This window comes from Oceanobacillus alkalisoli (assembly GCF_021556485.1).
Taxonomy (GTDB): Bacteria; Bacillota; Bacilli; order Bacillales; family Amphibacillaceae; genus Oceanobacillus; species Oceanobacillus alkalisoli.
In genome coordinates this window covers 45,412-70,837 of sequence record NZ_JAKGBW010000019.1, presented here as the reverse complement: position 1 = coordinate 70,837, position 25,426 = coordinate 45,412, and the positions used below count along the sequence as shown (strand labels likewise).

22 protein-coding genes and 2 other annotated features are annotated in these 25,426 nt (G+C 42.3%); of the genes, 3 read left to right on the top strand and 19 right to left on the bottom strand.

Annotation, left to right across the window (positions count from 1 at the left end):
* Window positions 1–138: 138 nt before the first annotated feature.
* The 9 genes from ftsW to LZD48_RS15775 form a co-directional block, all read right to left on the bottom strand.
* Window positions 139–1,257 carry a putative lipid II flippase FtsW gene (gene ftsW / locus LZD48_RS15815; RefSeq protein ID WP_235763694.1) on the bottom strand — a complete coding sequence of 373 codons (1,119 nt, stop codon included), beginning with the start codon at window positions 1,255–1,257 and terminating at the stop codon, window positions 139–141.
* Between the two features lie 8 nt (window positions 1,258–1,265).
* Window positions 1,266–2,417 (bottom strand): rod shape-determining protein RodA, encoded by a 1,152-nt coding sequence (gene rodA / locus LZD48_RS15810; protein WP_235763693.1) that lies wholly within the window; start codon window positions 2,415–2,417, stop codon window positions 1,266–1,268.
* 20 nt (window positions 2,418–2,437) lie between these two features.
* The gene (locus LZD48_RS15805; protein WP_235763692.1) at window positions 2,438–3,085 is read right to left on the bottom strand and encodes a helix-turn-helix domain-containing protein; all 648 of its coding nucleotides are present in this window, start codon (window positions 3,083–3,085) and stop codon (window positions 2,438–2,440) included.
* A 259-nt stretch (window positions 3,086–3,344) separates the two neighbouring features.
* Complete coding sequence (locus LZD48_RS15800; RefSeq protein WP_235763691.1) at window positions 3,345–4,517, bottom strand: M20 family metallopeptidase; 1,173 nt, start codon at window positions 4,515–4,517, stop codon at window positions 3,345–3,347.
* A 19-nt stretch (window positions 4,518–4,536) separates the two neighbouring features.
* A complete protein-coding gene (locus LZD48_RS15795) occupies window positions 4,537–5,529 on the bottom strand; it encodes an ABC transporter ATP-binding protein (RefSeq protein WP_235763690.1) in 993 nt (330 codons plus the stop codon).
* Window positions 5,507–6,511, bottom strand: a complete 1,005-nt coding sequence (locus LZD48_RS15790; RefSeq protein WP_235763689.1) for an ABC transporter ATP-binding protein — start codon at window positions 6,509–6,511, stop codon at window positions 5,507–5,509. The genes LZD48_RS15795 and LZD48_RS15790 overlap by 23 nt, the downstream gene beginning before the upstream one ends.
* 13 nt (window positions 6,512–6,524) lie before the next feature.
* Window positions 6,525–7,403, bottom strand: a complete 879-nt coding sequence (locus LZD48_RS15785; protein WP_235763698.1) for an ABC transporter permease — start codon at window positions 7,401–7,403, stop codon at window positions 6,525–6,527.
* Window positions 7,404–7,433: 30 nt separating this feature from the next.
* Window positions 7,434–8,348, bottom strand: a complete 915-nt coding sequence (locus LZD48_RS15780; RefSeq protein WP_235763688.1) for an ABC transporter permease — start codon at window positions 8,346–8,348, stop codon at window positions 7,434–7,436.
* 75 nt (window positions 8,349–8,423) lie between these two features.
* On the bottom strand, window positions 8,424–9,995 hold the full coding sequence (locus LZD48_RS15775; RefSeq protein WP_235763687.1) for an ABC transporter substrate-binding protein: 1,572 nt from the start codon (window positions 9,993–9,995) through the stop codon (window positions 8,424–8,426).
* A gap of 151 nt (window positions 9,996–10,146) precedes the next feature.
* Here LZD48_RS15775 and LZD48_RS15770 point away from each other — a divergent pair, with 151 nt between their 5' ends.
* Window positions 10,147–11,562 carry a dipeptidase gene (locus tag LZD48_RS15770; protein WP_235763686.1) on the top strand — a complete coding sequence of 472 codons (1,416 nt, stop codon included), beginning with the start codon at window positions 10,147–10,149 and terminating at the stop codon, window positions 11,560–11,562.
* A 66-nt stretch (window positions 11,563–11,628) separates the two neighbouring features.
* On the opposite strand, the gene LZD48_RS15765 is transcribed toward LZD48_RS15770, so the two are convergent.
* The 10 genes from LZD48_RS15765 to LZD48_RS15720 form a co-directional block, all read right to left on the bottom strand.
* On the bottom strand, window positions 11,629–11,883 hold the full coding sequence (locus LZD48_RS15765) for a YbyB family protein (protein WP_235763685.1): 255 nt from the start codon (window positions 11,881–11,883) through the stop codon (window positions 11,629–11,631).
* 284 nt (window positions 11,884–12,167) lie between these two features.
* On the bottom strand, window positions 12,168–12,599 hold the full coding sequence (locus LZD48_RS15760) for a hypothetical protein (protein ID WP_235763684.1): 432 nt from the start codon (window positions 12,597–12,599) through the stop codon (window positions 12,168–12,170).
* Window positions 12,599–13,741 carry a M20 metallopeptidase family protein gene (locus tag LZD48_RS15755; RefSeq protein WP_235763697.1) on the bottom strand — a complete coding sequence of 381 codons (1,143 nt, stop codon included), beginning with the start codon at window positions 13,739–13,741 and terminating at the stop codon, window positions 12,599–12,601. Before LZD48_RS15755 ends, LZD48_RS15760 begins: the two co-directional genes overlap by 1 nt.
* Before the next feature lie 305 nt (window positions 13,742–14,046).
* Entirely contained in the window at window positions 14,047–15,021 is a 975-nt protein-coding gene (locus tag LZD48_RS15750) for a D-2-hydroxyacid dehydrogenase (protein ID WP_235763683.1), read from the bottom strand.
* A gap of 70 nt (window positions 15,022–15,091) precedes the next feature.
* Complete coding sequence (trpA, locus tag LZD48_RS15745) at window positions 15,092–15,877, bottom strand: tryptophan synthase subunit alpha (protein ID WP_235763682.1); 786 nt, start codon at window positions 15,875–15,877, stop codon at window positions 15,092–15,094.
* Window positions 15,878–17,080, bottom strand: coding sequence for a tryptophan synthase subunit beta (gene trpB, locus LZD48_RS15740; RefSeq protein ID WP_235763681.1), 1,203 nt, complete (start codon window positions 17,078–17,080; stop codon window positions 15,878–15,880).
* Entirely contained in the window at window positions 17,077–17,691 is a 615-nt protein-coding gene (locus LZD48_RS15735) for a phosphoribosylanthranilate isomerase (RefSeq protein ID WP_235763680.1), read from the bottom strand. The genes trpB and LZD48_RS15735 overlap by 4 nt, the downstream gene beginning before the upstream one ends.
* Window positions 17,681–18,475, bottom strand: coding sequence for an indole-3-glycerol phosphate synthase TrpC (trpC, locus tag LZD48_RS15730; protein WP_235763679.1), 795 nt, complete (start codon window positions 18,473–18,475; stop codon window positions 17,681–17,683). Before trpC ends, LZD48_RS15735 begins: the two co-directional genes overlap by 11 nt.
* Window position 18,476: 1 nt before the next feature.
* On the bottom strand, window positions 18,477–19,502 hold the full coding sequence (trpD, locus tag LZD48_RS15725) for an anthranilate phosphoribosyltransferase (protein ID WP_235763678.1): 1,026 nt from the start codon (window positions 19,500–19,502) through the stop codon (window positions 18,477–18,479).
* Between the two features lie 32 nt (window positions 19,503–19,534).
* Complete coding sequence (locus LZD48_RS15720; RefSeq protein ID WP_235763677.1) at window positions 19,535–20,929, bottom strand: anthranilate synthase component I family protein; 1,395 nt, start codon at window positions 20,927–20,929, stop codon at window positions 19,535–19,537.
* Between the two features lie 396 nt (window positions 20,930–21,325).
* Window positions 21,326–21,594, bottom strand: a binding site (T-box leader).
* Between the two features lie 53 nt (window positions 21,595–21,647).
* Window positions 21,648–21,891 (bottom strand) — a binding site (T-box leader).
* A 338-nt stretch (window positions 21,892–22,229) separates the two neighbouring features.
* Between LZD48_RS15720 and LZD48_RS15715 the strand changes: the two genes are divergently transcribed.
* Window positions 22,230–23,357: a CAP domain-containing protein gene (locus LZD48_RS15715; protein WP_235763676.1), complete on the top strand. Its 1,128-nt coding sequence runs from the start codon at window positions 22,230–22,232 to the stop codon at window positions 23,355–23,357.
* A 615-nt stretch (window positions 23,358–23,972) separates the two neighbouring features.
* Window positions 23,973–25,094 carry a sporulation integral membrane protein YtvI gene (gene ytvI / locus LZD48_RS15710; RefSeq protein ID WP_235763675.1) on the top strand — a complete coding sequence of 374 codons (1,122 nt, stop codon included), beginning with the start codon at window positions 23,973–23,975 and terminating at the stop codon, window positions 25,092–25,094.
* Window positions 25,095–25,426: the final 332 nt, after the last annotated feature.

Genomic DNA, 25,426 nt, shown 5'->3' with positions numbered 1-25,426 from the left:
ATTTTATAATGAAGAACGATACCAAACGAAATTAAACAGCCTAACACCGTTAGAATATCGGTACCAGGCTGCGGCATAGATTTTTATTTTTTTACTGTCCACTTGACAGGGCGCAGTTCACTGACCCCATGTCCCGCTTCACATTCGGTTTTTGATGGAGAGGTTGGTTAGAATACCTAAAGAGATCATGGTGATAAGTAAGGATGAACCGCCGTAACTGATTAATGGCAGTGGGACACCGGTAATCGGCATCAGTCCCGATACGGCGCCGAGATTGATCATGACTTGGGTCATCATTTGAAAGGTAATGCCGATTGCAAGTAATTTCGCAAACATATCCGTCGACCCTTTTGCAATCTGTACCCCGCGGAACATGAGGAACAAATAAGCGCCCATTAAAATAATGAGACCGAAAATCCCCAATTCCTCGATAATGACCGCCATAATAAAATCCGTATGAGCCTCTGGCAGAAATCCAAGCTTTTGCACACTATTACCGAGACCGTTCCCCCATAATCCGCCTGTTCCAATCGCAATATATCCATTCACAAGCTGATAGCCGCTCCCTGCCGGATCTGCAAATGGGTCCATAAACGAAGTCACCCGCTCCATTCGGTAGGAGGTCGAAGATATAAAATAGATTATAATCGCCATTCCGAAACTGCCCAACATGAGCAAATGCCGGCTCTTCACTCCCGAACAGATAATAATGAACCCACATGCAAATAGAATCAAAGCAGCAGAGCCTAAATCAGGCTGCATTAATATGAGTAAAAACATAACAGATAAAATAATTAGCGGAGGCAACACCCCCGTTTTAAACGAAGCAAGCTTTTCCTCACTCTTCGAATAAAAGGAAGCAAAATAAATAACCATACATAATTTAATTATTTCGGTAGGTTGAAAGGTTAGAGGACCAAGCTGCACCCACCGCTGTGAGAAATTCCTTACAACCCCGACTCCCGGCACCAACACAAGAATTAGGAGCACAATCGAAACAATAACGAAGATTGGAGCAAGTTTCCGGTAGTTCCGGTAAGGAAACAGCGCCACTACAATAAATAAGAAGACGCTAAGCCCGAACCACTGCAGCTGTCGATAAAAAAAGTGATTCGCGGATTCATATTCCAAATAGCCAAGTACATAACTACTACTATAGATCATCAATAGTCCAAACCCCGTCAAGAGAAAGGACACAATGACGATACTATAGTCCATATATTTTAATCGATTTAAAAATATTTTGCCCATTGTCATTTATCCTCTCACTCATCAGCAAATAAATACTTCCTCGTCCGTAAATGGACACTAAGTACAAGACCGATGACGATGAAATTCGTTAATAATGCGCTGCCCCCGTAGCTGACGAAAGGAAGCGCTATGCCTGTAATCGGTGTAACTCCTATCGTCATCCCAATATTCTGGAAAACCTGTAAGGAGATAAGACCAACTGCCCCTATACAAATAAAACTGCCGAATAAATCATTTGATTCATTCGCTATTTGTACGAGACGATAAATCAGTAAAAAGTAAATAAAAATGAGAATACTGCTTCCAATAAAGCCGAATTCCTCACCGATTACTGCGAAGATAAAATCGGTATGGGCTTCTGGAACCTTCCCACTCTGCACCTGTACTCCCTGATTCACTCCCTTGCCTCCTATTTGCCCGGAACCAATTCCAAGCATCGCCTGCTGTAATTGATACCCGTAATCGGACGTGTATTGTTCCGGATAGAGCCAGCCATAGATTCGTGATAGCTGATGTGGCTTGAAGAAGCGTGTAAATAATGCTTGATGAAAATAAAATATGTAAACTAAAAGACTAGTGAACACGGCCCCTATACTGAAAATTAATCCGATCATCTTAGGTGATATACTCGAAACAACGAGAATCGATACGGTAATGCCTATAATAACTAATGCGGAACCTAAGTCAGGCTGCACCATAATAAGCAAGAAAGGAATAATCGAAACAAGGCCAACTCGAAACGTAAACATGATACTTTTTTTAAAAGCTAATTTTTCCGAACCAATTTTACTTAAGATAGAGGCGAGGTAAATAATTAGTGCTATTTTCATAAATTCAGACGGTTGAATTTCAATAAATCCAAAGCTTAACCAGCGCTGTGAGCCATTTTTTTCCGTGCCAAAAAGGTATACGAGAAGCAATAAACCGGCACAGATGAAGTAAAGATATGGTGCTATTCGCTTTAATAACTCATAATCAAAACGAGCAATCCCGATCATCATGCTGATGCCGATCCCATACCAAATAACTTGCCGCACCGCAAAGTGATAGGGGTTGTCCGTGACATATTGGCCTGAGCCGCTATAAACGGCAATAATGCTGAATACGAATAACCCTGCTAATGTTATTAATATTGTAGTATCTAATTGCTTCTTTTCTCCAAACATAGGGACCCTTCTTAGCCTTTCTATCCGAATTCTTTATTATCGAGCCGCTTCATCACGACTTGTACGACGAGAGCATCATCCATGAAACCTACAGGAAAAAGAAAATCCGGCATTAAGTCCTTCGTAATAACAAAATAAAGCAAAGCTGCTCCGATTAAACCAAGTTCCTTCGCAGAACCTTTTCTGTTCATAAATCGAGTAAACATGGAGTGCAGCTGTTGAATATACGGGCCTTGTCCTTCTATTTTCGCTATTTTTTCCTGGAAACGCTCTAGAATTGTTCGTTTTCCTTCATCTGTTAAACTTTGTTCCTCGTAAATGATGATTTCTTGTTGCAGCTCTTTCTCTGTAAAACCTTTTTCATATCCATCCGTTAGAGATAACATATATTGTATTTTTTCAAATACAGATTGCAGTTCATTTGTTCTTTTTTCATCCGTTTCCTCAATATAACCCGCAGCTTGCATGAGTGGTAAAACATCCGTACCGAGTCCTTCTGACAATTGCTGTAGATGACGAACGTTCGCTTTCCGTTTACCATTCAATATCCTAGATATCGTTGCATGATCCACACCTGATTCTCTGCTTAATCTCCGAATGGAAAATTGTTTCTCCTCCATCAAATCACGCAATACGCTATGTAACGTTTCAAATCGATACTCAGCCACTGGACCGCCTGCCTCTCTATAAACATTAACTCTGTCGAATCTATCAAAGTGGTGACGTTTTGTCAACACGAATAAAGGCGGAAGCGTCCTTGCAGGTTAAAAGCGCGATTCGTTGCGCGATACCTTGGACTGCTGCTACTCGTCCCACCGAAAAGCGATTGCACTAGCGCATCCAGCAGGCGCAGCAACTATAATCCATCGTTTCCGATTCATCTCCCGTACAACGAATAAAGAGGTCAATCATTAATTGATTAACCCCTTACTTCAACAACTCGATTTTTTCACTAAACAGTTCACAAACCAATGCAACGAGCGCACACTTCTGCGGAAAAAGATCAAATCTGATATGCTCACTCCTTGCATGTGGACCACCGCCAGGGATTCCTAAACCATCCAATGTCGGAATGCCAAGAGCAGACGTAAAGTTTCCATCACTGCCACCGCCGGCACTTGCTCCCTTCACCTTCATCCCCAGCTTCTTCCCGGCCCGTTTCGCGATCGCAAAGAGTGCAGCATTTCCAGCTGTCTTTTCCAGCGGCGGACGATTCAATCCGCCTTCGATCAGAAGATCAATCTCAGGGTGGCTGACGGAAAGTGATTCAATAACGGTCTCTATCCGTTTCGCTTCTTCGCTATTCTTCACCCGAAAATCAACTTCAATCTCCGCTTTTTCTGGAATCACATTGCTGACCGAACCGCCATTTATTTTCCCTACATTAATTGTTGTCCCTTTTTTATAATCTGTTAGCCCTTCCAGCTTTTGAATAATCTTGGACATTTCCAAAATAGCGCTGACACCTTCCGCGTGGTGGTTTCCAGCATGCGCACTTTTCCCTGTCGCCGTAATGGTATACGCTCCGACTCCTTTCCGTTCTAATTTAAGTGCATGACTTCTTGATGTCGGTGGCTCCATTACAAATACGGCATCACAGGTCTCAGCCACTGTTTCAATAATAGCTTTAGAAGTAATACTCCCAATCTCTTCATCAGCCGTAAATAAAAATACTGGAGAAAACAAGAGCTTTCCCCTTGTCTCAAGCAAGGCTTTCACTGCCCAGATTGAACAAAGTAATCCAGCCTTCATATCAAAAATTCCCGGGCCGTAAATTTTTTCTTTCTTTTCAGCTACTGGGAGTTCCCCTTTTCTCCAAACCGTATCATAATGAGATAAAAATAAAATCCGTGGACCAGGTTGCTTTCGTATTTCATATTTTAAATGATTTCCAGTCTCATCCATGCCGAACGTTTCCAGCGTAAATTGATCTCCGAAATGACCGGTAATAATCTGTTTAATCTTCTGCTCACAGGAGAGCAATGCCGCCTTATCATGACTTGGCGACTCCGCTTTTACCAATTCGATTAATTCCTTTTTTAACTTCCCCTTATTTGTCGTTACATAATGGAGTACATCACATGTACTAATTTCCTTCACATTCCTTCTCTATAATTTTTTATTCCTTGTTTTCCTTTCCAAGCGGATGATGACAAGCAACAAAATGACCAACTTCTTTCTCTGTAAATTCCGGCTCAATTCGCGAACAAATTTCTGTTTTATATGGACAACGAGGATGAAATTTACAACCTGCAGGTGGGTTAACTGGGTCTGGGATATCGCCTTCCAGTAGTTTACGCTGCTCTTTTCGTTCTGTAGGATCTGGAATCGGTATTGCTGACAGCAGTCCCTCCGTATACGGATGCATCGGGTTCATAAACAACTTTTCCTTTGTTGTTAATTCAACGATTTTACCTAAATACATAACCGCAATCCGGTCGCTCACATGCTTTACAGCCGGCAGACCATGTGCAATGAAAAGATATGTGAGCTGCAATTCCTTTTGCAGCTTCTTCAATAGATTTAAGATTTGTGATTGAATGGACACGTCGAGCGCAGATACCGGCTCATCACATATAATCAGCTTCGGCCGGAGTGCAATCGCTCTTGCAATCCCTACCCTCTGTCTCTGGCCACCACTGAATTCATGCGGATAGCGATAGAGGTATGAACGATTCAAACCGACGAGCTCCATTAAATGGAGTACGTCTTGTTTGAGTTCTGCTTTACTTAATGCAAGATGTGTCCGCAGTGGTTCAGCAATAATATCAAACACACGTTTTCGGGGATTTAAGGAAGAAAAAGGATCTTGGAAAATTATTTGGATGTCTGCCCGCCGCCTCCGCAATTGTTCTGCGGGAAGGTCAAGCAAAGAAATCCCTTCAAACAAAATCTCTCCAGCTGTTGGTTCATGCAGGTGAACAATTAAGTTTCCAAGTGTCGATTTCCCGCAGCCTGATTCACCAACAATTCCTAATACTTCCCCCTTTTTAAGGGTGAAACTAACATCATTCACCGCATAAAGATAATGTTTTTCTTTTTTTAAAAAACCTTTCGTCACGTCGAATGATTTCTTTAACCCACGAACTTCAAGTAAAGGATTTTGACTCATTCAACTTCAGTCCCTTCTCACCATGCAACCAACACCGGACCACATGTCCTTTTCCAATTTCTATTACAGGGGGACTCTCCGCCTTGCATTTATCCATTACAAATGGACAACGATCGGCAAATTTACATCCTTCTGGGAACTCAAATGGACCAGGGACCGTGCCAGGAATCGAATTAAGCTCTTCCTTCCATTCATGGATCTTTGGCGTACTATCGATCAACCCTTTCGTATAAGGGTGCTTCGGCTCTTTGAATAACGTAAAGACGTCTGCCTGCTCCACGACTTGACCGCCATACATCACAATAACTTGATCAGCCATTTCAGCGACTACACCAAGATCATGGGTAATTAATAAAATGGAAGTTCCGAATTCCTCAATCAAATCTTTCATGAGCCGAAGAATCTGTGCTTGAATCGTTACATCTAAGGCTGTCGTCGGTTCATCGGCAATCAGCAGCTTCGGATTACAAGACAATGCCATCGCAATCATGACGCGCTGCTGCATCCCCCCGCTTAATGCATGTGGATATTGGTCATAAACTTGGTTTGCGCGCGCGATTCCAACTTTCTCTAGCATTTCGATGCCAATTTTGATTGCTTCTTTTTTATTTTTCTTCTGATGAAGTCGAATCGATTCCGCAAGCTGATTGCCGATTGTAAACACTGGATTTAAAGACGTCAGTGGTTCCTGAAAAATCATTGCAAGTTGATTCCCGCGGAGCTCGCGCATTTTCTTCAACGATATGTCAACTAAATTCCTGCCTTCGAACAGAATTTCACCGCCTGCAATTTTTCCCGGATTTTCAATTAACCGCATGACCGATAAGGAAGTTACACTTTTCCCTGAGCCGGATTCTCCGACAATGGCAACGACTTCCCCTTTCTTAATCGCGAAAGAGACATCATCCACCGCTGGCACGACACCATCCTCTGTATAAAAATACGTTTTTAAACGGTTGACGGTTAATAATGCGTGCTCCATTCCATCGCCTCCTTCACTTCACCGTTCGCGGATCAAGGATATCCCGCAGCCAGTCACCAAGGAAAATAATTCCTAACACAGAGATCGTAATGGCAAGCCCAGGAAATGTTGCTAACCACCAGCTCGTCGCCAAATAATCTCTCCCATCACTAAGAATCGTTCCCCAGGATACTTGCGGCGGCTGGATGCCCAAACCTAGAAAACTTAAAGAGGATTCCAATATGATCGTACTTGCTACACTTAACGTCGCAACAACAATAAAGGAAGAAATAACATTCGGATATAAATGGGAAAAAATAATATGACGATGTTTCACACCGATCGATTTTGCCGCCCGGATAAAATCCCTTTCCTTTATCGATAAAACCTCACTACGGATAATCCGCGCATATTGCACCCAGTTGGTCACCCCTAGAACTAGGATTAAAGTTAGCAAACCAGGACCAAATACACCTAACATGACCAATGCTAATAAAATATTCGGAATGGCTAAAAAAGAATCAGCAAGCCGCATGAAAAACGTATCAAGAAAGCCGCCGAAATATCCGGTGAAAAGTCCAACAAGCACACCTATGACCCCAGCGAGAACGACGGAAGAAATACCGACTAATAAGGAAACTTGAGAACCGTATATAATGCGGCTTAAGATATCCCTTCCCAAATTATCCGTACCGAGTATATTCGACCGATCCCCTCCTTCCATCCACATAGGAGGCTTATGGGTGTTTACCGGATCGATTGTCTGCGGTTCATGCGGTGCAAGCCATGGCGCCAAAATAGCAACAAGCACAATCGAAACAACGATGAAAAGTCCGACCGTACCTGTCTTACTCCGAAACAGCAATTTCATCCAGCGCTTCATCTTCGAATTTTTCTTTGCAGTACCATGCATCGAGAGCGAACGGGACAACTTACCCACCTCCTATTTATACCTAATCCGTGGGTCTAATAACTGGTACAATAAGTCGGCAATCAGATTCATCATAATGACGAAAAAAGCAATGACCATGACACAAGCCTGGACGATCGCCATATCGCGGTTGTTCACCGCTTGAATGAGCAATTGTCCGATACCTGGCCAAGCAAATACCGTTTCTGTAATTAATGTACCCCCGACAAGTGTCGATGTTTGAAGTGCAATGATTGTAACGACGGGAACGAGCGTATTCCGGAAAGCATGCTTATAAACGACGATTCCTGTTCTCAAGCCTTTACTTTTTGCCGTCCGGATATAATCCTGCCCAAGTGTCTCAAGCATGCTTGAACGAATCAGTCTTGTCATTTCCGCGGCAATCCCTGTTCCAAGGGTAATCGCTGGTAAAATCAAATGGGAAAATGATCCTCTTCCCGACACAGGGAACACGGAGAACGTTACAGAAAATACGAGAATGAGCATAATTCCCAACCAGAAGTTCGGCATCGCTTTTCCAAGCACAGCTGCACCGGTTGCTAAGAGATCAATGCTTGAATTCTTTTTTGTAGCCGACCAGATGCCTAAAGGTATAGCGATCATTATCGCAACGAGGATAGAAGCGATGGCAAGTTCAATCGTAGCCGGGAGTCTTTCTAAGACAAGCAACATAGCATCTTCTCCGTAACGGAAAGATGTTCCAAAATCCCCTTGCAGCATATTTACAACATATCTTCCGTACTGTACATAAAAGGGATCATCGAGTCCCAATGCTGCTTGCAGTGCTGCGATATCCTCGGCAGTCGCATCTTCCGGCAGCAGCAATGCGATGGGATCACCGGCGATGAAGACAAGCGTAAAAACGATGAACGTAATGATCAGCAATACGGGAATGATTTCCAACACTCTTTTTAAAAAATAATGCATTGCTCATCCCTCTTTCCAAATCGGAAGGACTTCCCGAAAGCAAATCATGCATGCCTCCGGGAGATTCCATGCCAATCACTTTCTTGTAATCGTATCTACATAAATCATTTCATCCATTGTCGGTGTATAATCGATTCCTTCGCTTACGCCAATATTGATTGATTCCATATGCAATACAATGTGAGCGACATCCTCTGCAAGCAGTTCCTGTGCTTGAATATACTGCTCATTTCTTTCCTCAAGATCCATGTTTGTCATGGCTGCAGCAAGCAGCTCCTCGACCTCATCGTTCCGGTAATCCGTTTCCCCTTCAAACCGCTCTGCATTGTACCAATCCAGTCCATTCGCTGCGTCAAACATGGAGTTTCCGAGACCAAGTAAATAAGCATCTTCATTCTCATGGGCATTTCGGAGTTCAACAAAATTACTCCATTCCATAAATTCAATATTTGCTGTCACACCAATCTGCGCCCACATACCCGCAACCATTTCCGCAACTTCCGCGTCTTGCAAATATCGACCCCTTGGAGAATGAAACGTCATTTCAAAACCATCCGGAAACCCTGCTTCAGCGAGCAGTTCTTTCGCCCGGTCCAAATCATAGTTATACGTATCATATAAATGTTCTGCAAATCCAAAGTTCCCAGGTGCAACCCGTGTAATCGTCGGCACCCCTGCTCCTCCTAGCAAGCTATCAATTATTGCCTGATTATCAATTGCAAGATCTAGCGCCTCCCGAACTCGCTGATCTGAAGTCGGATAGCCTTCTGTCGACCGTAAGAAGATCATCAACGTCCGGTTTGAAGTCTCTTGGGCTAAATACGTATCCTCATGATCGCTGACCCGGTCCCAATCCGCCGGCGGAATATTAACGGCAATATCAACTCCACCTGTCAACAATTCTGAAACCCGTGTCGAGTTTTCAGGAATAATCCGGAAAACGAGTTGATCCCAATCCTCATTTTTCTCTTCAAAAAAATCGTCGTACACTTCAAATACAATCCGGTCATCTCTTACCCACTCAACAAATTGAAAGGGGCCCGTTCCAATTGGATTTTGCAAAAAGTGATCAAAACCGTTTTCTTCAATATACTTGGAAGGCAATATTCCTGAAGCAATCCGTGAAATGCGGTTGAGCAGCACTGGCTCCGGTTCATGGGTGATGATGCGGAAACGGTAATCATCCAGAATTTCTACTTCTTTAATCTGGTTATAATTCGTATAATCCTTCAATTCTTCACCAGTTGCTACCCGTTCCAGCGAATACTTCACATCAGTTGACGTCAATTCATCTCCATTATGGAAGGTGACGCCTTCTTTCAATTTAAATTCCCAAGTAAGGTCATCAATGTTCTCAAACGACTCTGCAAGGTCCGGCAAAATTTCGCCAGTCTCATTATCGCGCTTCACGAGATAGTTGAACATATTCACATGAATCGCTTCCGTTGATGTATTGATATGATCATGCACATCAAATGTAACCATGTCGGAACCTAGTGCAATCGTCAGTGTTCGATTATCCCCGCTCGTCTCCGTTTTTTCATCCGTGTCCTTTTCTTGTTCCCCGTCCCCATCATCATTACTGCAAGCAACAATCAGAAACAAGCCCATAACCAGAAGTCCAAGCATCCAAAGCTTTCTTTTCATCGGCCCCCTCCTTTTAATTGCGTGACGCAAGCAACATGTTCCTTCATATATATGCGAATCCAAGCGGAGACAGACCTAGAACCATAACGTTTTTTTAGATTCTGTGCTAGACTTATAGACAAAGAATCTAGTTTATCCGAGGAGATTTTCTATGAAAAAAAGCTTTCTTTTCTTACTTTTTCTTGTCATCTGTTTTCTGCACCCAACTAATATTTCTTACGCCGCTTTGCCTCATTTGAAAGCAACGGATCCTGTTTCCTTCGATCCGCCTATTGTCGACTCTCATAACGACACGATGATGAAAATAGTAGATGAGAACACCTGGCTGCCGGTGTTAGATATTGGTGAAGACACTGCCTTAGAACTCGATATTCCTAAAGCAAAAGAAGGCGGACTTGATGTTGCGTTTTTTGCAGCTTTCACTGCTGGATATCAGGATAATAATCCACGTGCCATCAGCAGAACGCTTGCTTTAATCAATGCTTTATTTTGGACAGCGGATCATCATTCGGAAGCCTTTGAAATTGCAAGAGATACAGAGGCAATTAAGCAAACTATCAAGGATGGAAAACTAGCTGCGGTTCCGACAATTGAAGGGGCTTACTCATTGGAGGAGCATAATGCGATTGAACTCGTCAGGCAATATCACGATCTTGGCGTCAAAGTGATTGGCTTTAACTGGAATTATTCGAATGCTCTTGGCGAAGGTGCTGATCAAGTATATGGTGATCCGGCAAATACTACTTCCAACGGCGGACTAACAGAACTCGGTGCTGCGGTCATTAAAGAAATGAACCGGCTTGGGATGGCAGTCGACGTTTCCCATATGGCACGAACGACATTTGCAGATACAATCAAAGTCACGAAAGCTCCGATTATCGCTTCCCATTCGGGCGTAAATGCAATTAAAGAGCATCAGCGTAACCTGACAGACGAAGAAATGCTTGCTTTAAAAGAGAATGGCGGTATACTGAGCATCGTTTTTTATCCAGCCTTCTTAACGGACAATGCCAACGGGTACGTAACCGATATTGTCGACCATATCGATTATGCAGTAGAAGTGATGGGGATCGACCATGTCGGCCTTGGCTCCGATTTCGACGGGGCGGTACTTCCAGTCGATTTACAGACTGCAGCAGATTTACCAAACATTACAGAAGAGCTTGTTTATCGCGGCTATTCACTTGAGGATATTGAAAAAGTCCTTGGCGGAAACATGCTGCGTGTCCTGGAAGAAATCGAGGAAGTGTCCGAGATGAATGAACATAGAGACGGTACAGGACCAGAGGTTCAGCTTGATTTTGAAATGGGGGAAGCCTTCGAAAGCCGAACCCCTCTTTTAGAAGCGAAGATTGCCGAAGCTGATTTTCCTAACATTAATCAAGATAATTTGCATGTGATTATTGATGGAGTTGCTTATGAGGCAGATTTTGATGAAAAAAGCGGCAAATTGTCATTTAAAGTAAAGGATAAGCTGCAGGAAAAGTTCCATGTCGTCACGTTTGAGGCGGAGAGTAATGACGGCGGGAAAACGAGGGAGACGAGGATTGTTTATATTTCGGAGTGATTGATTAATACAGTCAAAAAAACACCAACAAGCTATTTTTTGTTTGTTGGTGTTTGCTATTCCTTCTTATTCACTTTTCTCTTCCTCTTCTTCCTGAAGTTCATTGTAGTACTGTACGCTTGTCAGGGCTCCTTCATCAACCATTTTGGCGTCATCTGAGGCTCCAACAGCTCCGGGCCTTCCTAGTTTTTTAACATAGGATTCATTATCTTTATCCAAACCGATTAATTTCTTTACCTTTTCCCTGTTTTCGCTTTTCGATAAATAGGCAACTCCGAGAGCTGCTCCAGCAATACCAAGGGATTTGGTCAATTTCCCCATTTTCTCACCCCTCCCCCTGCAAGTTTTAGAATTTTTTCCTCTATTAGTATTATATCATAACACACACTGATCTTCTGTTATTTTAATACTCGAATGAATTTCATCATTACCAAAGTCGGCTTTTCCATGACCATATGTAGTTGGGAACGAACCAGCTACATATGGTGAGGGTGAAGTATTAAATACGTATTATGAAATTCATTAACTCTTCCACTTTTCCATTATATAAACATCTTTCACCCAAAAGAGGGTTAATCAAAATTTCCCTCGATTAACCCATTCCATTAAACCAAATCGATATTCACAATAACTTTGTCACCTTGCTGCTCGATCTCTTCTACCTTCCAATTTTTAGAGAGCATTTGCTTCACACTCGTTAATTGTTTAGGCTCTAGAACGAGTTGGTGAATACCTTTTTCATTTAATTCATAATCCTTTTCTTCCTCGATACCAAAACGGAGGCGTAATAAATTTTTCAATCCATTAAACGTTACGAATTTCACTTCGTATCCTTCACTCAATACCTTTTTAAACTGTTCAAAGTCCTTATTCGCAAGCTTAACGAGTTGAGTAAAATCAAACTTCGGAAAGGATTTGGACCAAGCTGTAATATCACCGGACTCTATCTGCGCCATAATATCTTCATTCGTGACATCATTTCGACGTAATGTTTCAATCAAGTATGCTTCCATTAATGAAATTCTAGGACTACTCATTAACTACTCTCCTCGATTAGGAAATGAGAGACAATTTGTACGAAGGATTTACTGATATTGACTAAAGCCCGCTCATCAAAATCAAATTTCGGATGATGGTGTGGATAATGTGTCGCTTCATTTTCAGTACGTGAACCGACTCGGAAATAAGTTCCGGGCTTTTTCTCCAGAAAATAAGAAAAATCTTCTGCTCCCATTGTCGGTTCAAGTTCGGTTACATTTTCCTCACCGAATGATTCGCTTAGAATTTCCCGAACGATAGCTGTCTCTTTTTCATGGTTATAGAGCGCCGGGTAGCCGCGAAGGTAATCAATTTCATAGGTTGCACCGAAAGCATTTGTTATTCCTGCGACAATAGAATTGATTTTCTCTTGAACTTTGTCACGTACATCCGCATCAAAGGTTCGTACTGTTCCTTCAATTCTTGCACTGTCGGGGATAACGTTGAAAGCATTTCCTGCTTGGAAAACGCCAATTGTTACGACAGCTGACTGCAGTGGATCGATATTCCGGCTCACAATTTTCTGCAACGCTTCAACGACACTTGTACCAATTACAAGGGAATCGATACTTTCATGGGGTCTTGCGCCATGCCCGCCGAGACCTTTAATTTTAATTTCAAATTTATCAACAGCTGCCATTTGAAACCCTGGGCCAACGCCAACCTTTCCTAGTGGGATCTCTGAAGCCAGGTGTGCACCAAATATATAATCCACGTCATCCAGAATTCCTTCTTCAATCATAAACTTAGCCCCGCCCGGTGGCCGTTCCTCTGCCGGTTGGAAAACAAAAATGACATTACCGTTTAATTTATCCCGATGTTCACTCAATACTGCGGCTGTTCCAAGTAATGCCGACGTATGGCCATCATGACCGCAAGCATGCATGATACCTGGCTTTGTCGATTTATACGGAACATCTTTTTCGTCATTGATTGGAAGCGCATCAAAATCTGCTCGGAGTGCAATTGTCTTCCCGGTTCTATCACCTTGTAAAATCCCGATGAGACCATTTTTTCCCCCGATTTGTGTTTTTACTTCGATGCCGAGTAAATTCAGTTGCTCTTCAATGTATTTCGCCGTATACACTTCCTCAAACGAGAGTTCCGGATTCATATGCATATGCCTTCTCCAGTCCCTCATTTGTTCGAAATTGCCCTCGATTTCATTGAAGATAGTTCTCAATTTTTCACTTTGTTTTGTAGCCAAAGTAACTCCCCCTTTAATCATTAGTTTAATCAGCTGAATTGTTACAGTAAATTATGTATATGTTCAAAAAATGGTGTTACGACACAACGATAGTTTACCAGTTTAATCCTAGTTGTCAAATGGGATTAATTAAGTTTGCATTTTATTTTAGCATAGAGATTTATTTTTAAAAAGGACTTTGCTTAAAAATAAAAAGCCAATCAGCAAAACATCCCTCTGATTGGCTCTTGTTGTGTCTATCAATTTACAATGTTTATTGCTTCGCCTTCCAAAAACTTCTCTAAATTATCTGCAGCGATATTTAATAATCGTCCTCGTGCCTCCAAGCTTGCCCAGGCGATATGCGGGGTGATAATACAATTTTTCGCTTGCAGTAATGGATTATCAGCACTAATCGGTTCTTTTGAAACAACATCAAGCCCTGCCCCGCCGACTTTTCCGTCATTTAAAGCATCCGCTAAGTCCCGCTCATTAATCAAGCCGCCTCTTGCCGTATTAATAAGGAGGACATTGTCTTTCATTTTGCCGATTGTTTCTTTATTAATGAAGCCTTTATTCTCTTCTGTTAATGGACTATGCAGCATGATGGCATCCGCCTCTTTATACAGTTCATCAAGTGTTGCGTAGCGAATAGTCTCTGTATGCGGAACTTTTTCCTTCGTCCGATTGTAAGCAAGGATCTTCATTCCGAACGCTTCTGCTATCCGGGACGTTACTTGACCAATTCTTCCGTACCCAATAATCCCCATTGTCTTCCCGGAAAGCTCAATGATCGGATGCTTCCAAAAGCAAAAATCCTCTTGATTTGTCCAATCGCCCCTTTTCACTGCATCACTATGTTCTCCCGTATAGTGACAGAGTTCAAGTAGGAGTGCAAAGGCTGCTTGAGCAACTGTATCGGTTCCATAGTCCGGAATATTCGTCACCGTGATATTTCTTTCCTTTGCTGCTTCCACATCAACAACATTAAATCCTGTCGCAAGCACCCCGATATATTTTAACTTCGGGAGTTCAGCAAGAATCTCCTTTGTCAGCGGTGTTTTATTCGTTAAAATAATTTCCGCATCTTTCGCTCTTTCGATGATGAGAGGTGCTTCGTCTACAGAGAAGGTGGTTCGATCGTATATTTTAAAATCTGCTAGTCTTTCAAGCGGTGCCCAGTCGAGATCTCCCGGATTTAATGTATAACCGTCTAAAATTACTGCTTTTGGCATATGTATTCCCCCTCATTTCTATCTTATGAAAGATTATAGGGGGAATTGTCAGTAAAAACAAGCCAGACTATCATACCTTGAGCGACCGACTCTCCTCCATTAACTGACTGATTTCCGCTAACTTTCCTTCATGGAGAAGCTGAACAATCTTACTGCCGACGATCACCCCGTCACTATGTTCGCCAAGCGCCCTTGCTTGTTCACCAGTTGATACACCAAACCCTGCGAGTACCGGAGTATTTGTATACGTCTTTAATTTTTGTAAAAATGTTGATACATACGCATCATGCTCTGTTCGCGCGCCCGTTGTCCCCGTAACAGCAACTGCGTAAAGGAATCCTTCCGTCCGCTCAGCAAGTTCCTGCAAACGCTCTGTCGGACTCGTCATCGCAGCAAGCCTTATAAAGGCGATGTGCCCTTTACTTAAAGCTTCTGCAATAAGACTCTCCTCCTCCATCGGCAAATCGGGAATAATCACCCCATCAACGCCTGCTTCCGCACATTTACGAGCAAAGTCCTCGATACCAAAGGTGATAATCGGATTAATATACGTCATGATAACAACAGGTATCGCCCGCTCTAATTTTGTCTTCTCTAAGACATCTAAAACTTTTGCAAGTGTTGTCCCGTTATCTAAAGCTCTGCTACCAGCCGCTTGAATTGTCGGACCATCCGCCACAGGGTCGGAAAAAGGAATGCCAAGTTCAATAACAGCGGCACCATTTTCCTCGAAAAATTTGATTCTTTCCGGCAAAATATCCAGCCCGCCATCACCAGCCGTAATGAATGGTGAGAAAATCTTTTCCTCTGCCGAAAGTTTTTCTTGCAATGCCTTTTCTAATTTTACCTTGCCCATTTATTTCTCCTCCTTCACATTCATATTTCCTTCTTGTCTAAGGTCCTTATCTCCTCGGCCTGAAAGGCAGACAACAATCGTTTCATCTTTAGACATTTGTCCTGCAACCTTCATTGCATGGGCTACTGCATGCGAACTTTCTAAAGCAGGTATGATCCCTTCTCTCCGTGATAAAAGTTCGAAAGCCTCCAGTGCCTCTTTATCCGTAACGGACGTATAATTTACTCGGTCGATACTCTGTAAATAGCTATGTTCCGGTCCAACGCCTGGATAATCCAGTCCTGCAGAAATCGAAAAAGCTTCTTCTATTTGTCCATTTTCATCTTGTAAAAGATGAGTCAATGTCCCGTGTAATACCCCAACTTTCCCTTTTGTTAAAGTTGCTGCATGTTTATTCGTTTCCAGGCCGCTTCCTCCAGCTTCGACACCGATTAAAGTAACATCCTTCTCCTCAACAAAGGGATAAAACATTCCCATCGCATTACTGCCGCCACCGACACAGGCAATAATCTTTTCCGGGAGCTCTCCATCTTGTTCTACGATTTGCCTTTTCGTCTCCTCACCGATCACCGCTTGAAAATCTCTCACAAGCATCGGGAATGGATGCGGACCGACGACGGAACCGATAATATAATGGGTATCTTCCACATAATTCACCCAGTAACGGAGTGCTTCATTCACCGCATCTTTCAGTGTCCCACTCCCGCCTTCCACACTTCTAACCTCAGCACCAAGCAGCTCCATCCGCTGGACATTCAGTGCTTGACGGCGGATATCTTCTTCCCCCATAAAGACAATGCAATCAAGACCAAGCAGCGCACAAACTGTTGCAGTTGCTACCCCGTGCTGACCAGCACCGGTTTCCGCGACCACTTTCCGTTTCCCCATTCTTACGGTAAGCAGCGCCTGCCCAATCGTGTTATTAATCTTATGTGCGCCGGTATGGTTCAGATCTTCCCGCTTTAAATATATTTTCGCTCCACCCGCTTTTTCTGTTAGTCGTTCCGCGAAATATAATGGGGTTTCTCTTCCAACATATTGCTTTAGATAGTAGTTCAGCTCTTCTAGAAAATGCTTATCTTGCTTTGCCTCTTCATACGCTTTTTCAAGTTCAAGAACTGCCGGCATTAATAATTCCGGGACGTATCTTCCACCAAAATTGCCAAATTTTCCACTTTGATCTGGTACGGTATATACACTCATTTTTTATTAGCCTCCCTATGTTTTGCCTGATTGATAAATGCTTTCATTTTTTCCGGATCCTTTTTTCCTTCCGTCTCGACTCCGCTTGAGACGTCAACAGCGAAGGGATTCACTGCCGCCACTGCTTCCTGCACGTTGTCTGGATGGAGCCCTCCTGCAAGCAGCAACTTTTCCCGGTCAATACCTGTTTCTTGCAGCAAGCTCCAGTCAAATGTCTTGCCGCTCCCGCCACGGTTGACGCTCGGTGTATCAATTAGAAAATAATCACATGGATAAGTGTGTACATTTTCTAACCTTTCTTTTTCAGCGGGGAATGCTTTAATGACCTTTCTAGAAAGAGAACTTGCTACACGAGGCGGTTCTTCCCCGTGCAGTTGAATAAAATCAAGGCCTACTTTGCTTGCAATCCGTTCCATCACAGCCGGTGCTTCATTAACAAAGACACCGACTGTTTGGACAGATGCAGGAAGGCGGCTGGCAATCGCTGCTGCCGCATCTGGCGAAATCTCCCGCTTGCTTTCCGTAAAAACAAATCCGATTAAATCCACTCCCGCTTCAGCTGCTGCTTGTGCTGCTTCCTCCGTTGTAACACCGCAAATTTTAACGAGCATGCAGCTTTTTCCTTTCTTCCAGCGGCACCTGCAGATCCGTAAATGTCCTTTGTAGATCTTCCGCAAGCATTAATGTTTCACCGACTAAAATTGCTTCCGCCCCAACGTCTCTCACCCGCTTCACATCTTCTTTTTCCCGCATTCCGCTTTCGCTGATAAGCAATGTGTCACGATCCATAACAAGAGATGCCAGTTTTTCCGTTGTTGCTAAGTCGACTTCAAATGTTTTCAAGTTTCGGTTGTTTATTCCGATTATTTCAGGTTCAAGTTTTAATGCCCGTTTCATTTCTTCCTCGTCATGCACTTCAACGAGCACTTCCAGCTCAAGGGATGTTGCATAATCGTATAATTTTTTTAAATCCGTATCTGAGAGAGCTGCAACAATTAATAGAATGATAGTTGCTCCGGCAGCTTTCGCATGATCGATCTGTAGCGTGTCGATCATAAAATCCTTACATAAGACAGGGACGTCGACTGCTTCACGGACCGCCCGCAAGTCTTCTAATGATCCATTAAAAAACTTTTCGTCGGTCAGCACGGAGATGGCTGCCGCACCATTTTTCTCATACATTTTCGCTTGCTCGATCGGGTCAACTTCAAGGTCAATTGCTCCTTTCGACGGGGAAGCACGCTTAATTTCCGCGATGATATTCATACTTTCTGAAGCAGCAGCACGCTCTTTAAAGGAGGGATTTGTTTTACCTACCGGCTCCATTAATTTCTTGTGAATCAGTTCTGTCAGTTCAATTCTTTTTTGCTTTAAAATGTTATCTAAAATAGTCATTTCAATACACCTCACTAGGAATTTTTTCACTAAAACTAACTAATCGTTCAAGTCGTTCTAAGGCTCTGCCGGATAAGATGCTTTCTCGTGCTAATTCAATCCCCGTCTGGATCGAATCTGTTTTTCTACTTGTATAAATACCAATTCCTGCATTAAGCAGCACTGTATCAAAGTAAGCACTGGGCTCACCCTTTAGAACAGACAAAAGAATTTCGGCATTACGCTTGGAGTCGCCTCCGCGAATTGCTTCGTTCGGGTAAACTGGCAATCCGACTTCTTCTGGGTGCAAGCTCATTGGTGTTAACTTACCATCTTCTACAACAATCAAGTTGTTTGCACCAGCTAATGAAGCTTCATCGAGTGAACCTGCCCCAGTCACGACGACCGCTCTCTTCCGGCCTAACTTATTCAGTGATTCCGCAACCTTTTCAAGCAAATCTTTCCGGTAAACACCAACAAGCTGTGTTTCAAGCTGAATTGGATTTGTCAGCGGGCCAATGACATTGAAAATCGTCGGTACACCAAGATGCTGGCGGACAATGGAAAAAGGCTTCAGCACCTCATGGACGTGAGGAGCGAATAGAAATGCAATATTATTCTCAGTGAGCATTTCCTGTACATGTTCTTTTGAAAAAGAGAGGGAAACACCTAAATGCTCAAGCACGTCTGCGCTACCCGTTTTACTGGAAATACTCCGGTTGCCGTGCTTCGCAATTTTAATCCCTGCCCCTGCCATGACAAAGGCGGCGGTTGTACTGATATTGAAACTGTTTGACCTATCTCCGCCGGTCCCACAATTGTCGATAACATTTAACGTATTTTCCGTCTGGAATGATGATTTTTCCCGAATCACCTCCGCAAGTCCAGTAATCTCATCAGCCGTTTCACCTTTTGCTTGGAGTGCAATAAGAAATGCGGCAATTTCAGATTCGGTCACGTCGCTTGTAAAACAATAACTTGCTGCTGCTTTCATTTCTTCCCGGCTTAAATTTTCCTTATTGATCAATTTTTGTAGGTATGTTTTCATTTGTTCGTTCCCCTTTCTTTCCGAATGTTTGGTTAATTGAATGTGTAGGCGGCTTCTACTAGTGACCGCGCTTTATGCAACGTTTCTTCGTATTCCGTCTTCGCTACCGAATCACGGACGATTCCTGCTCCAGCTTGGAGATATGCGATTTTTTCCTTGATAATCAATGTGCGGATTGTAAGTGCGATATTCAAATCTCGGTTGAAACTGATATAACCAACTCCACCGCCATATGGTCCACGCATTTTTTCTTCAAGTTCATTAATAATCTCCATCGCACGTTGTTTTGGCATGCCAGAAACCGTTCCAGCTGGCAGCAAAGAAATTAAAGCATCAATACTTGAAACACTTTCCTGCAACTCACCATTTAGTTCGGAGACGATATGCATCACATGCTGGTATTTTTCAATGACCATGTCGGTTGTAAGTTCGATTGTCCGTTGATTACACACCTTTGCAAGATCTTCTTTACTGAGATCAACAAGCATCCGATGTTCGGAAAGTTCTTTTTCGTCTTCAAGTAGGTCTGTCTCAAGCTTGGCATCTTCAGCTTGCGTCGCGCCTCTCGGTCTTGTGCCAGCAATCGGGTTCGTAATCACCTCGTTACCGGTTACTTGCAACAAGCTTTCCGGTGAAGCACCAAGCAAAATATAGTCGGAAAAATCGATATGAAACATATACGGTGACGGATTCGACCTTCGTAAATTTTCATAAAAGGCAAAATGGAAATCCGGATTCCGGCTAATATCCGCCTGCATTCGCTGCGACAGTACGACTTGTAAAACTTCTCCTCGGTTGATGTATTCTTTCGCCTGTAACAATTTCTCTTTAAAGCTAGCTTCCGTTTCCTGCGGTTCAAAATCTACATTTGGAAAAGCTGTATTTCTTTCTTCTTGATTATGGTGGAGCATTTTTTTTAAAGACTTAAGTTCCTCTTCCAGGTTCACGTCTTGGTTTTGCTCCGGGTTGATTGCAATCAAATATAAGCAATCCTTCGTATGATCGAATGCGATAATATTTCTAAAAAGCATGAAATGAACATCTGGCATCTCTAACTCATCTTCACTAGGAAGCGGAATTCCTTCCAAGTTACAAATGAAGTCATATCCAACATAACCGACCGCTCCGCCGAAGAATGGAATCGGCAAATGTATTTCCATATCGGGCAGCTGTTTTTGCAAATAGTCCAGAGCCTGTTCATGGAATTGTCTTATCGCATTTGTTTTAATATCAACCACCGTCGTTTTTCCTTGTTTGCCAATTACTTCTTCGTACGGATTGATTCCCAGATACGTGAATTTTCCTTTTTGCTCGTGGTAACTCGTACTCTCAAGCAAAAACTTTTTTGGCGTTTTTACGTTTTTGTAAATTTCCAAGGCGGATATTCCAGCCGCCGGTATTTTTTCATATCGATACGTCAAGCTCATTTGTCTTTCACTCCTTTTTTTAAATTCAAAGGCGCAAGCGCCTGTCTAGCAACGTACAAACTGTGCCTCCCAGGATGGGGTGAACTTAATCGAACTTCCATTCTTCTCTTTGAGATAAAGGAAACACGGCGAACGTAGAGAGCCGATGTTTACTTTCACTACTTGGGTATAAGGGCGACTAAGCCTTACAAAGACCAAACGGCTAAGTCTTCTTTATCGATTGAAGGAGTGTAAAGTTTGGGACTGCGCACTGCTCGCCCCACCAAAAGATCTGCTAGTTGCTGGGCGCTGGAACCAAACATGGCTATTGCTAGCAACTATAATGGATCACAACTTCTTCATTTTAAAGTTTCCGTATAAATAAAAAAGTCCTCTATAAACACAACTTGTATGTTTATAGAGGACGTATGGGACCGCGGTGCCACCTCACTTGGAAAAGAACATTCTTTTCATCTCTTTTGGATACGGAAGGCTTATATTTCACCTCTTCGATACCCTATCCGTGTAACGGCGGAAATCCGTGCTTTCCTACTCAAGCAACAATTGCTTTTTCAGAAAACCTCTCGTAAGTCCATTCAACAGTCCGGGCGCGCTGGAATCTCACCATCACCAGCTCTCTGGAACGCTTGAAGCGACTGTTTACTACTCTTACTTTGCGATTTTTTATTTTTTAGTTTTTGACTATCCTTTATACGAAAACAAAAAAGCCCCTCATCCGAAAAAGGACGAGGGACCGTGGTACCACCTTTATTAGCTGTAAAAGCTCACTCAATATGTCGGGCAATATATGCCTAACATTTGTCTCAGATAACGATGAGACGTATTCGCCAAAGCCTACTTCAGTATCTGGTTCGGTTTGGGACTCAGAAGTCCATTCATTTATCAGATGCACACTGGTTCACACCAACCACCAGCTCTCTTCAGTGTCTGCATAAATTACTACTCTTCATCAACGCCGATTAATTAAATTATTAAAGATAAGATTAAGATAATTCCGAGAAGAAGTCAAGGGTTTTTTGAAATTATTTTATTTTTTTTGAAGCTTTTCCATTCGCTTCAACATACACAAAGTAATGTGATCGTTCCATCTTGATTATTTTGTAAGTTTGCAACACACTAGCTTTATATCTTTTTATGATAAAGTGTAAGTTCATTCAGCAGGGGTATTACAGACCGTTAATGCGTGATAAAATATAGAAGATGCTTTGTAAGTATGTGATTCGACAATTTGGATAGAATAGATGCTATGATACTGGTATAAGGTGCTCTCGGCTTAGTCCTAATAGATTGGAGTGAGAGTTTGGCTTTTTTACGAAGATTGATTGTTTTACTCGTAGTTGTAGGATTGTTTTGGTATTTTTATGGAGATAGTTTTAAAGAGTCAGGAGTAAGCGGTGTTTTCCAAGATATTCAATCTGATATTTATCGAATCAGCGAACATCCTGTTGTCAGTAATACGGTCAGCTGGATTGATCAGGAGATCCGATTCCTTTCTGGTAAAGTTTCAGAATCCTTGCGAGATCAAGATACATCCTCCCCTTTGAAACAACCTGATTTATCAGCTCCTTCCGATCATTTATTTTCCATTCATAATATTGAACTTGGGGATACACGCGCTGATGTGGAAGCCCAGATTGGTGAACCTGAAAGAGCAACACGAAATGAATACGGTGTGGATTGGGTTACCTATCATAACAATTACCAGCATTTCATGATGGTAGCTTATGATGATCATGACCTGGTCAGTGGTTTGTATACCAATCAGGACTTACTTACATCAAGCAATGGAATTACATTCGAAAGCACGAGAGATGAGGTACTTTCCGTTTTACCTAAACCCCTTGAAACGATCAGAAAAGGGTTGCTAAACTACGAGATTCAGAACAATGGTGAGTTCCATACTTTCGATATTGATGAAAGTTATACGACAATATTTTATGATGTGCATCAGGAAAATAAAGTGACTGCCATCCTGATGATAGATAAACAATTGGAAAAACAGAAGAAAAATTACTTTGGAATGCCGAGCGATGAATTAAGAGAGGGATTCGAATATCAGTTATTCGATCTTACCAATGCTTCCCGGGTAAAGCATGGACTTTCCCTTCTCGCTTGGGAGGATTCGGCTCTCGAAACGGTTCGCGCTCATAGCCAAGATATGGCCGCAAATAATTATTTCAGCCATACAAACTTGGAAGGCATGTCCCCGTTTGACCGGTTGACAGAGGATGCGATTGCCTACAGAAGAGCTGGAGAAAATCTCGCTGCCGGTCAACAAAGTAGTATCTTCGCCCATGAAGGATTAATGAATTCACTCGGCCACCGTGAAAATAAATTACAGAACAGCTACCAAACACTTGCAGTCGGCGTCGCTTTTAACGAGGATTCACATCCTTTTTATACGGAAAATTATATAGCTAAGAACTAAGGCGTAAGCGCTCGGTTAGCAACGTACAAACCGTTCCTCCCAGGATGGAGGTAGTTCGATGTTGTCCCATACGTGAGCGAACTTAATCGAACTTCTACTCTTCTCTTTGAAATAAAGGAAACTCAGGCGACGATAGTAAGTTGATGTTGACTTTCACTACTTGGGTATAAGGGCGACTAAGCCTCACAAAGACCGAACGGCCGAGTCTACTTTATCGATTGGAGGAGTGTGAAGTTTGATAGTTGCTGGGCGCAGAACGGACGTGGCTAGTGTTCGTAACTTTAGTTATCAACATAAATTTTATATATTCACTTATATGCAACTAAACGGGGCGTTCATTATTCACTTGCTAATGCCCTTTTCTCCTGATGTTAATCATTCTAGTTATATTCAAGATAGTATGATAGGATAAAATTTAAAATAAAAGAGTTTTCACTAATTTTAATGAATTTCATAATACATATTTAATGCTTCACCATCACCATATGTAGTTGAGTTGGTTCGTTCTCAACTACATATGGTGATGGAATAGCCGACTTTGGTAATTATGAAACTCATTCATTTATCAAAAAATGGAACGTTATAGTGATAAGCGATTGAAAGGAGTACTTGCTTATGAAACATCCAGCGATTCAAATCATTTTCCGCATCCTATTTCTAGCTTTCGTTACCGTAATTGGGTTGTTTTTACTTTATCATTTTCTTAGGCTCACCTACCCTTTTCTCATCGCTGCTTTACTTGCCTTTCTCATTAACCCGATTGTCAATAGCATCGAAAGATATTTACGTTTTCCAAGACCACTTGCCGTATTAGCCGGTATTCTTTTTCTTATTGGAATTATTGGGAGCATCGTGACTGTCCTTGTCAAAAAAACAATTGATGGATTCTTATATTTGTCGGATTATATCCCGGATCAAATTGAATTGATTTCCATAAATATCCAACTATATTTCAATGAAGTCATTTTGCCATTATGGGACCAGGGGATTGGCTTTGTGGACACACTCGATTCTTCTCAGAAGCAAGCCCTTCAAGAAGGTATTCAGATTATTGGAAGTAATGTCGCTGCCCTGCTTGGCAGAATAGGCCAAGCGGTTGCAAATGGACTCTCCACCTTTATCGGTGCACTTCCGATTACTTTTACGGTTATTATCTTTTCTATTTTGGCGATCTATTTCATCAGCAAAGATTCCCATAAATATGCGAGGCTTTACAAAGAAAAGCTGCCACTTATTTTTCGGAAAAAGACTTGGAATGTACTGCATGACCTAAGACGAAAAATATTTGGTTTTTTAAAATCGCAAATCATTCTTATGATTCTCACCGCTCTCGTCAGTTTCATTGGTTTATTAATATTACAAGTAGAGCAATCACTTACGATTGCTGTGATTCTTGGATTTATCGATTTATTACCATACTTCGGTCCGGGATTCATTTTGATTCCTTGGAGTATTTATAACTTCTTCACCGGAGATATATTTATGGGAATCGGCCTACTAATTCTATATGGTTCCACTGTAACCGTCCGGCAAATTGCAGAACCGAAAGTATTATCATCCAGTATGAAATTAAATCCGCTTGCGATACTCGTATCTCTATTTGCGGGGTTACAATTGTTTGGCTTAATCGGACTTATTATCGGACCAATTAGTCTTGTACTCGTGATTTCCTTGTATGATGCAAAAGTATTTGATGGGTTATGGGAATTTATTAAAGGAGAAGCTCCAACTCTATGATAAAATGAAACTTCATTCAGTGAGGGATTCTTTACTTCCCCACTGAATGTTAGTTGAACAGAATCAGGCATTTACGGACTTGTTTATCCCGCACCTTCACATTTTGGGTTTCCCTCCTGTTTAAGGGTGGGGGTATTACAGACCGTTAATGCGTGAGAAAAAACCCGCTTTTGTCGATATTTCCCGGGAAATATCAACAAAAGCGGATAACTTGCGTACTCCTTCACAAACTCTGTGGACTAGTCGACACCAACCCATGACTGAAGTCACGAAGCTTCTCGACCAGAACCTAAACTAATTATAATTATCTAGTACAGCAGGCAATATTATTT

Coding starts and splice junctions, on each gene's coding strand:
- trpA (WP_235763682.1), bottom strand. CDS start 15,877: ATGGGCAAGGTAAAATTAGAAAAGGCATTGCAAGAAAAACTTTCGGCA.
- LZD48_RS15760 (WP_235763684.1), bottom strand. CDS start 12,599: ATGAGTAGTCCTAGAATTTCATTAATGGAAGCATACTTGATTGAAACA.
- LZD48_RS15765 (WP_235763685.1), bottom strand. CDS start 11,883: ATGGGGAAATTGACCAAATCCCTTGGTATTGCTGGAGCAGCTCTCGGA.
- ytvI (WP_235763675.1), top strand. CDS start 23,973: ATGAAACATCCAGCGATTCAAATCATTTTCCGCATCCTATTTCTAGCT.
- ftsW (WP_235763694.1), bottom strand. CDS start 1,257: ATGACAATGGGCAAAATATTTTTAAATCGATTAAAATATATGGACTAT.
- trpD (WP_235763678.1), bottom strand. CDS start 19,502: ATGAAAACATACCTACAAAAATTGATCAATAAGGAAAATTTAAGCCGG.
- LZD48_RS15755 (WP_235763697.1), bottom strand. CDS start 13,741: ATGAGGGACTGGAGAAGGCATATGCATATGAATCCGGAACTCTCGTTT.
- LZD48_RS15795 (WP_235763690.1), bottom strand. CDS start 5,529: ATGAGTCAAAATCCTTTACTTGAAGTTCGTGGGTTAAAGAAATCATTC.
- trpC (WP_235763679.1), bottom strand. CDS start 18,475: ATGACTATTTTAGATAACATTTTAAAGCAAAAAAGAATTGAACTGACA.
- trpB (WP_235763681.1), bottom strand. CDS start 17,080: ATGAGTGTATATACCGTACCAGATCAAAGTGGAAAATTTGGCAATTTT.
- LZD48_RS15770 (WP_235763686.1), top strand. CDS start 10,147: ATGAAAAAAAGCTTTCTTTTCTTACTTTTTCTTGTCATCTGTTTTCTG.
- LZD48_RS15750 (WP_235763683.1), bottom strand. CDS start 15,021: ATGCCAAAAGCAGTAATTTTAGACGGTTATACATTAAATCCGGGAGAT.
- LZD48_RS15785 (WP_235763698.1), bottom strand. CDS start 7,403: ATGCATGGTACTGCAAAGAAAAATTCGAAGATGAAGCGCTGGATGAAA.
- rodA (WP_235763693.1), bottom strand. CDS start 2,417: ATGTTTGGAGAAAAGAAGCAATTAGATACTACAATATTAATAACATTA.
- LZD48_RS15790 (WP_235763689.1), bottom strand. CDS start 6,511: ATGGAGCACGCATTATTAACCGTCAACCGTTTAAAAACGTATTTTTAT.
- LZD48_RS15775 (WP_235763687.1), bottom strand. CDS start 9,995: ATGAAAAGAAAGCTTTGGATGCTTGGACTTCTGGTTATGGGCTTGTTT.
- LZD48_RS15780 (WP_235763688.1), bottom strand. CDS start 8,348: ATGCATTATTTTTTAAAAAGAGTGTTGGAAATCATTCCCGTATTGCTG.
- LZD48_RS15720 (WP_235763677.1), bottom strand. CDS start 20,929: ATGAGCTTGACGTATCGATATGAAAAAATACCGGCGGCTGGAATATCC.
- LZD48_RS15735 (WP_235763680.1), bottom strand. CDS start 17,691: ATGCTCGTTAAAATTTGCGGTGTTACAACGGAGGAAGCAGCACAAGCA.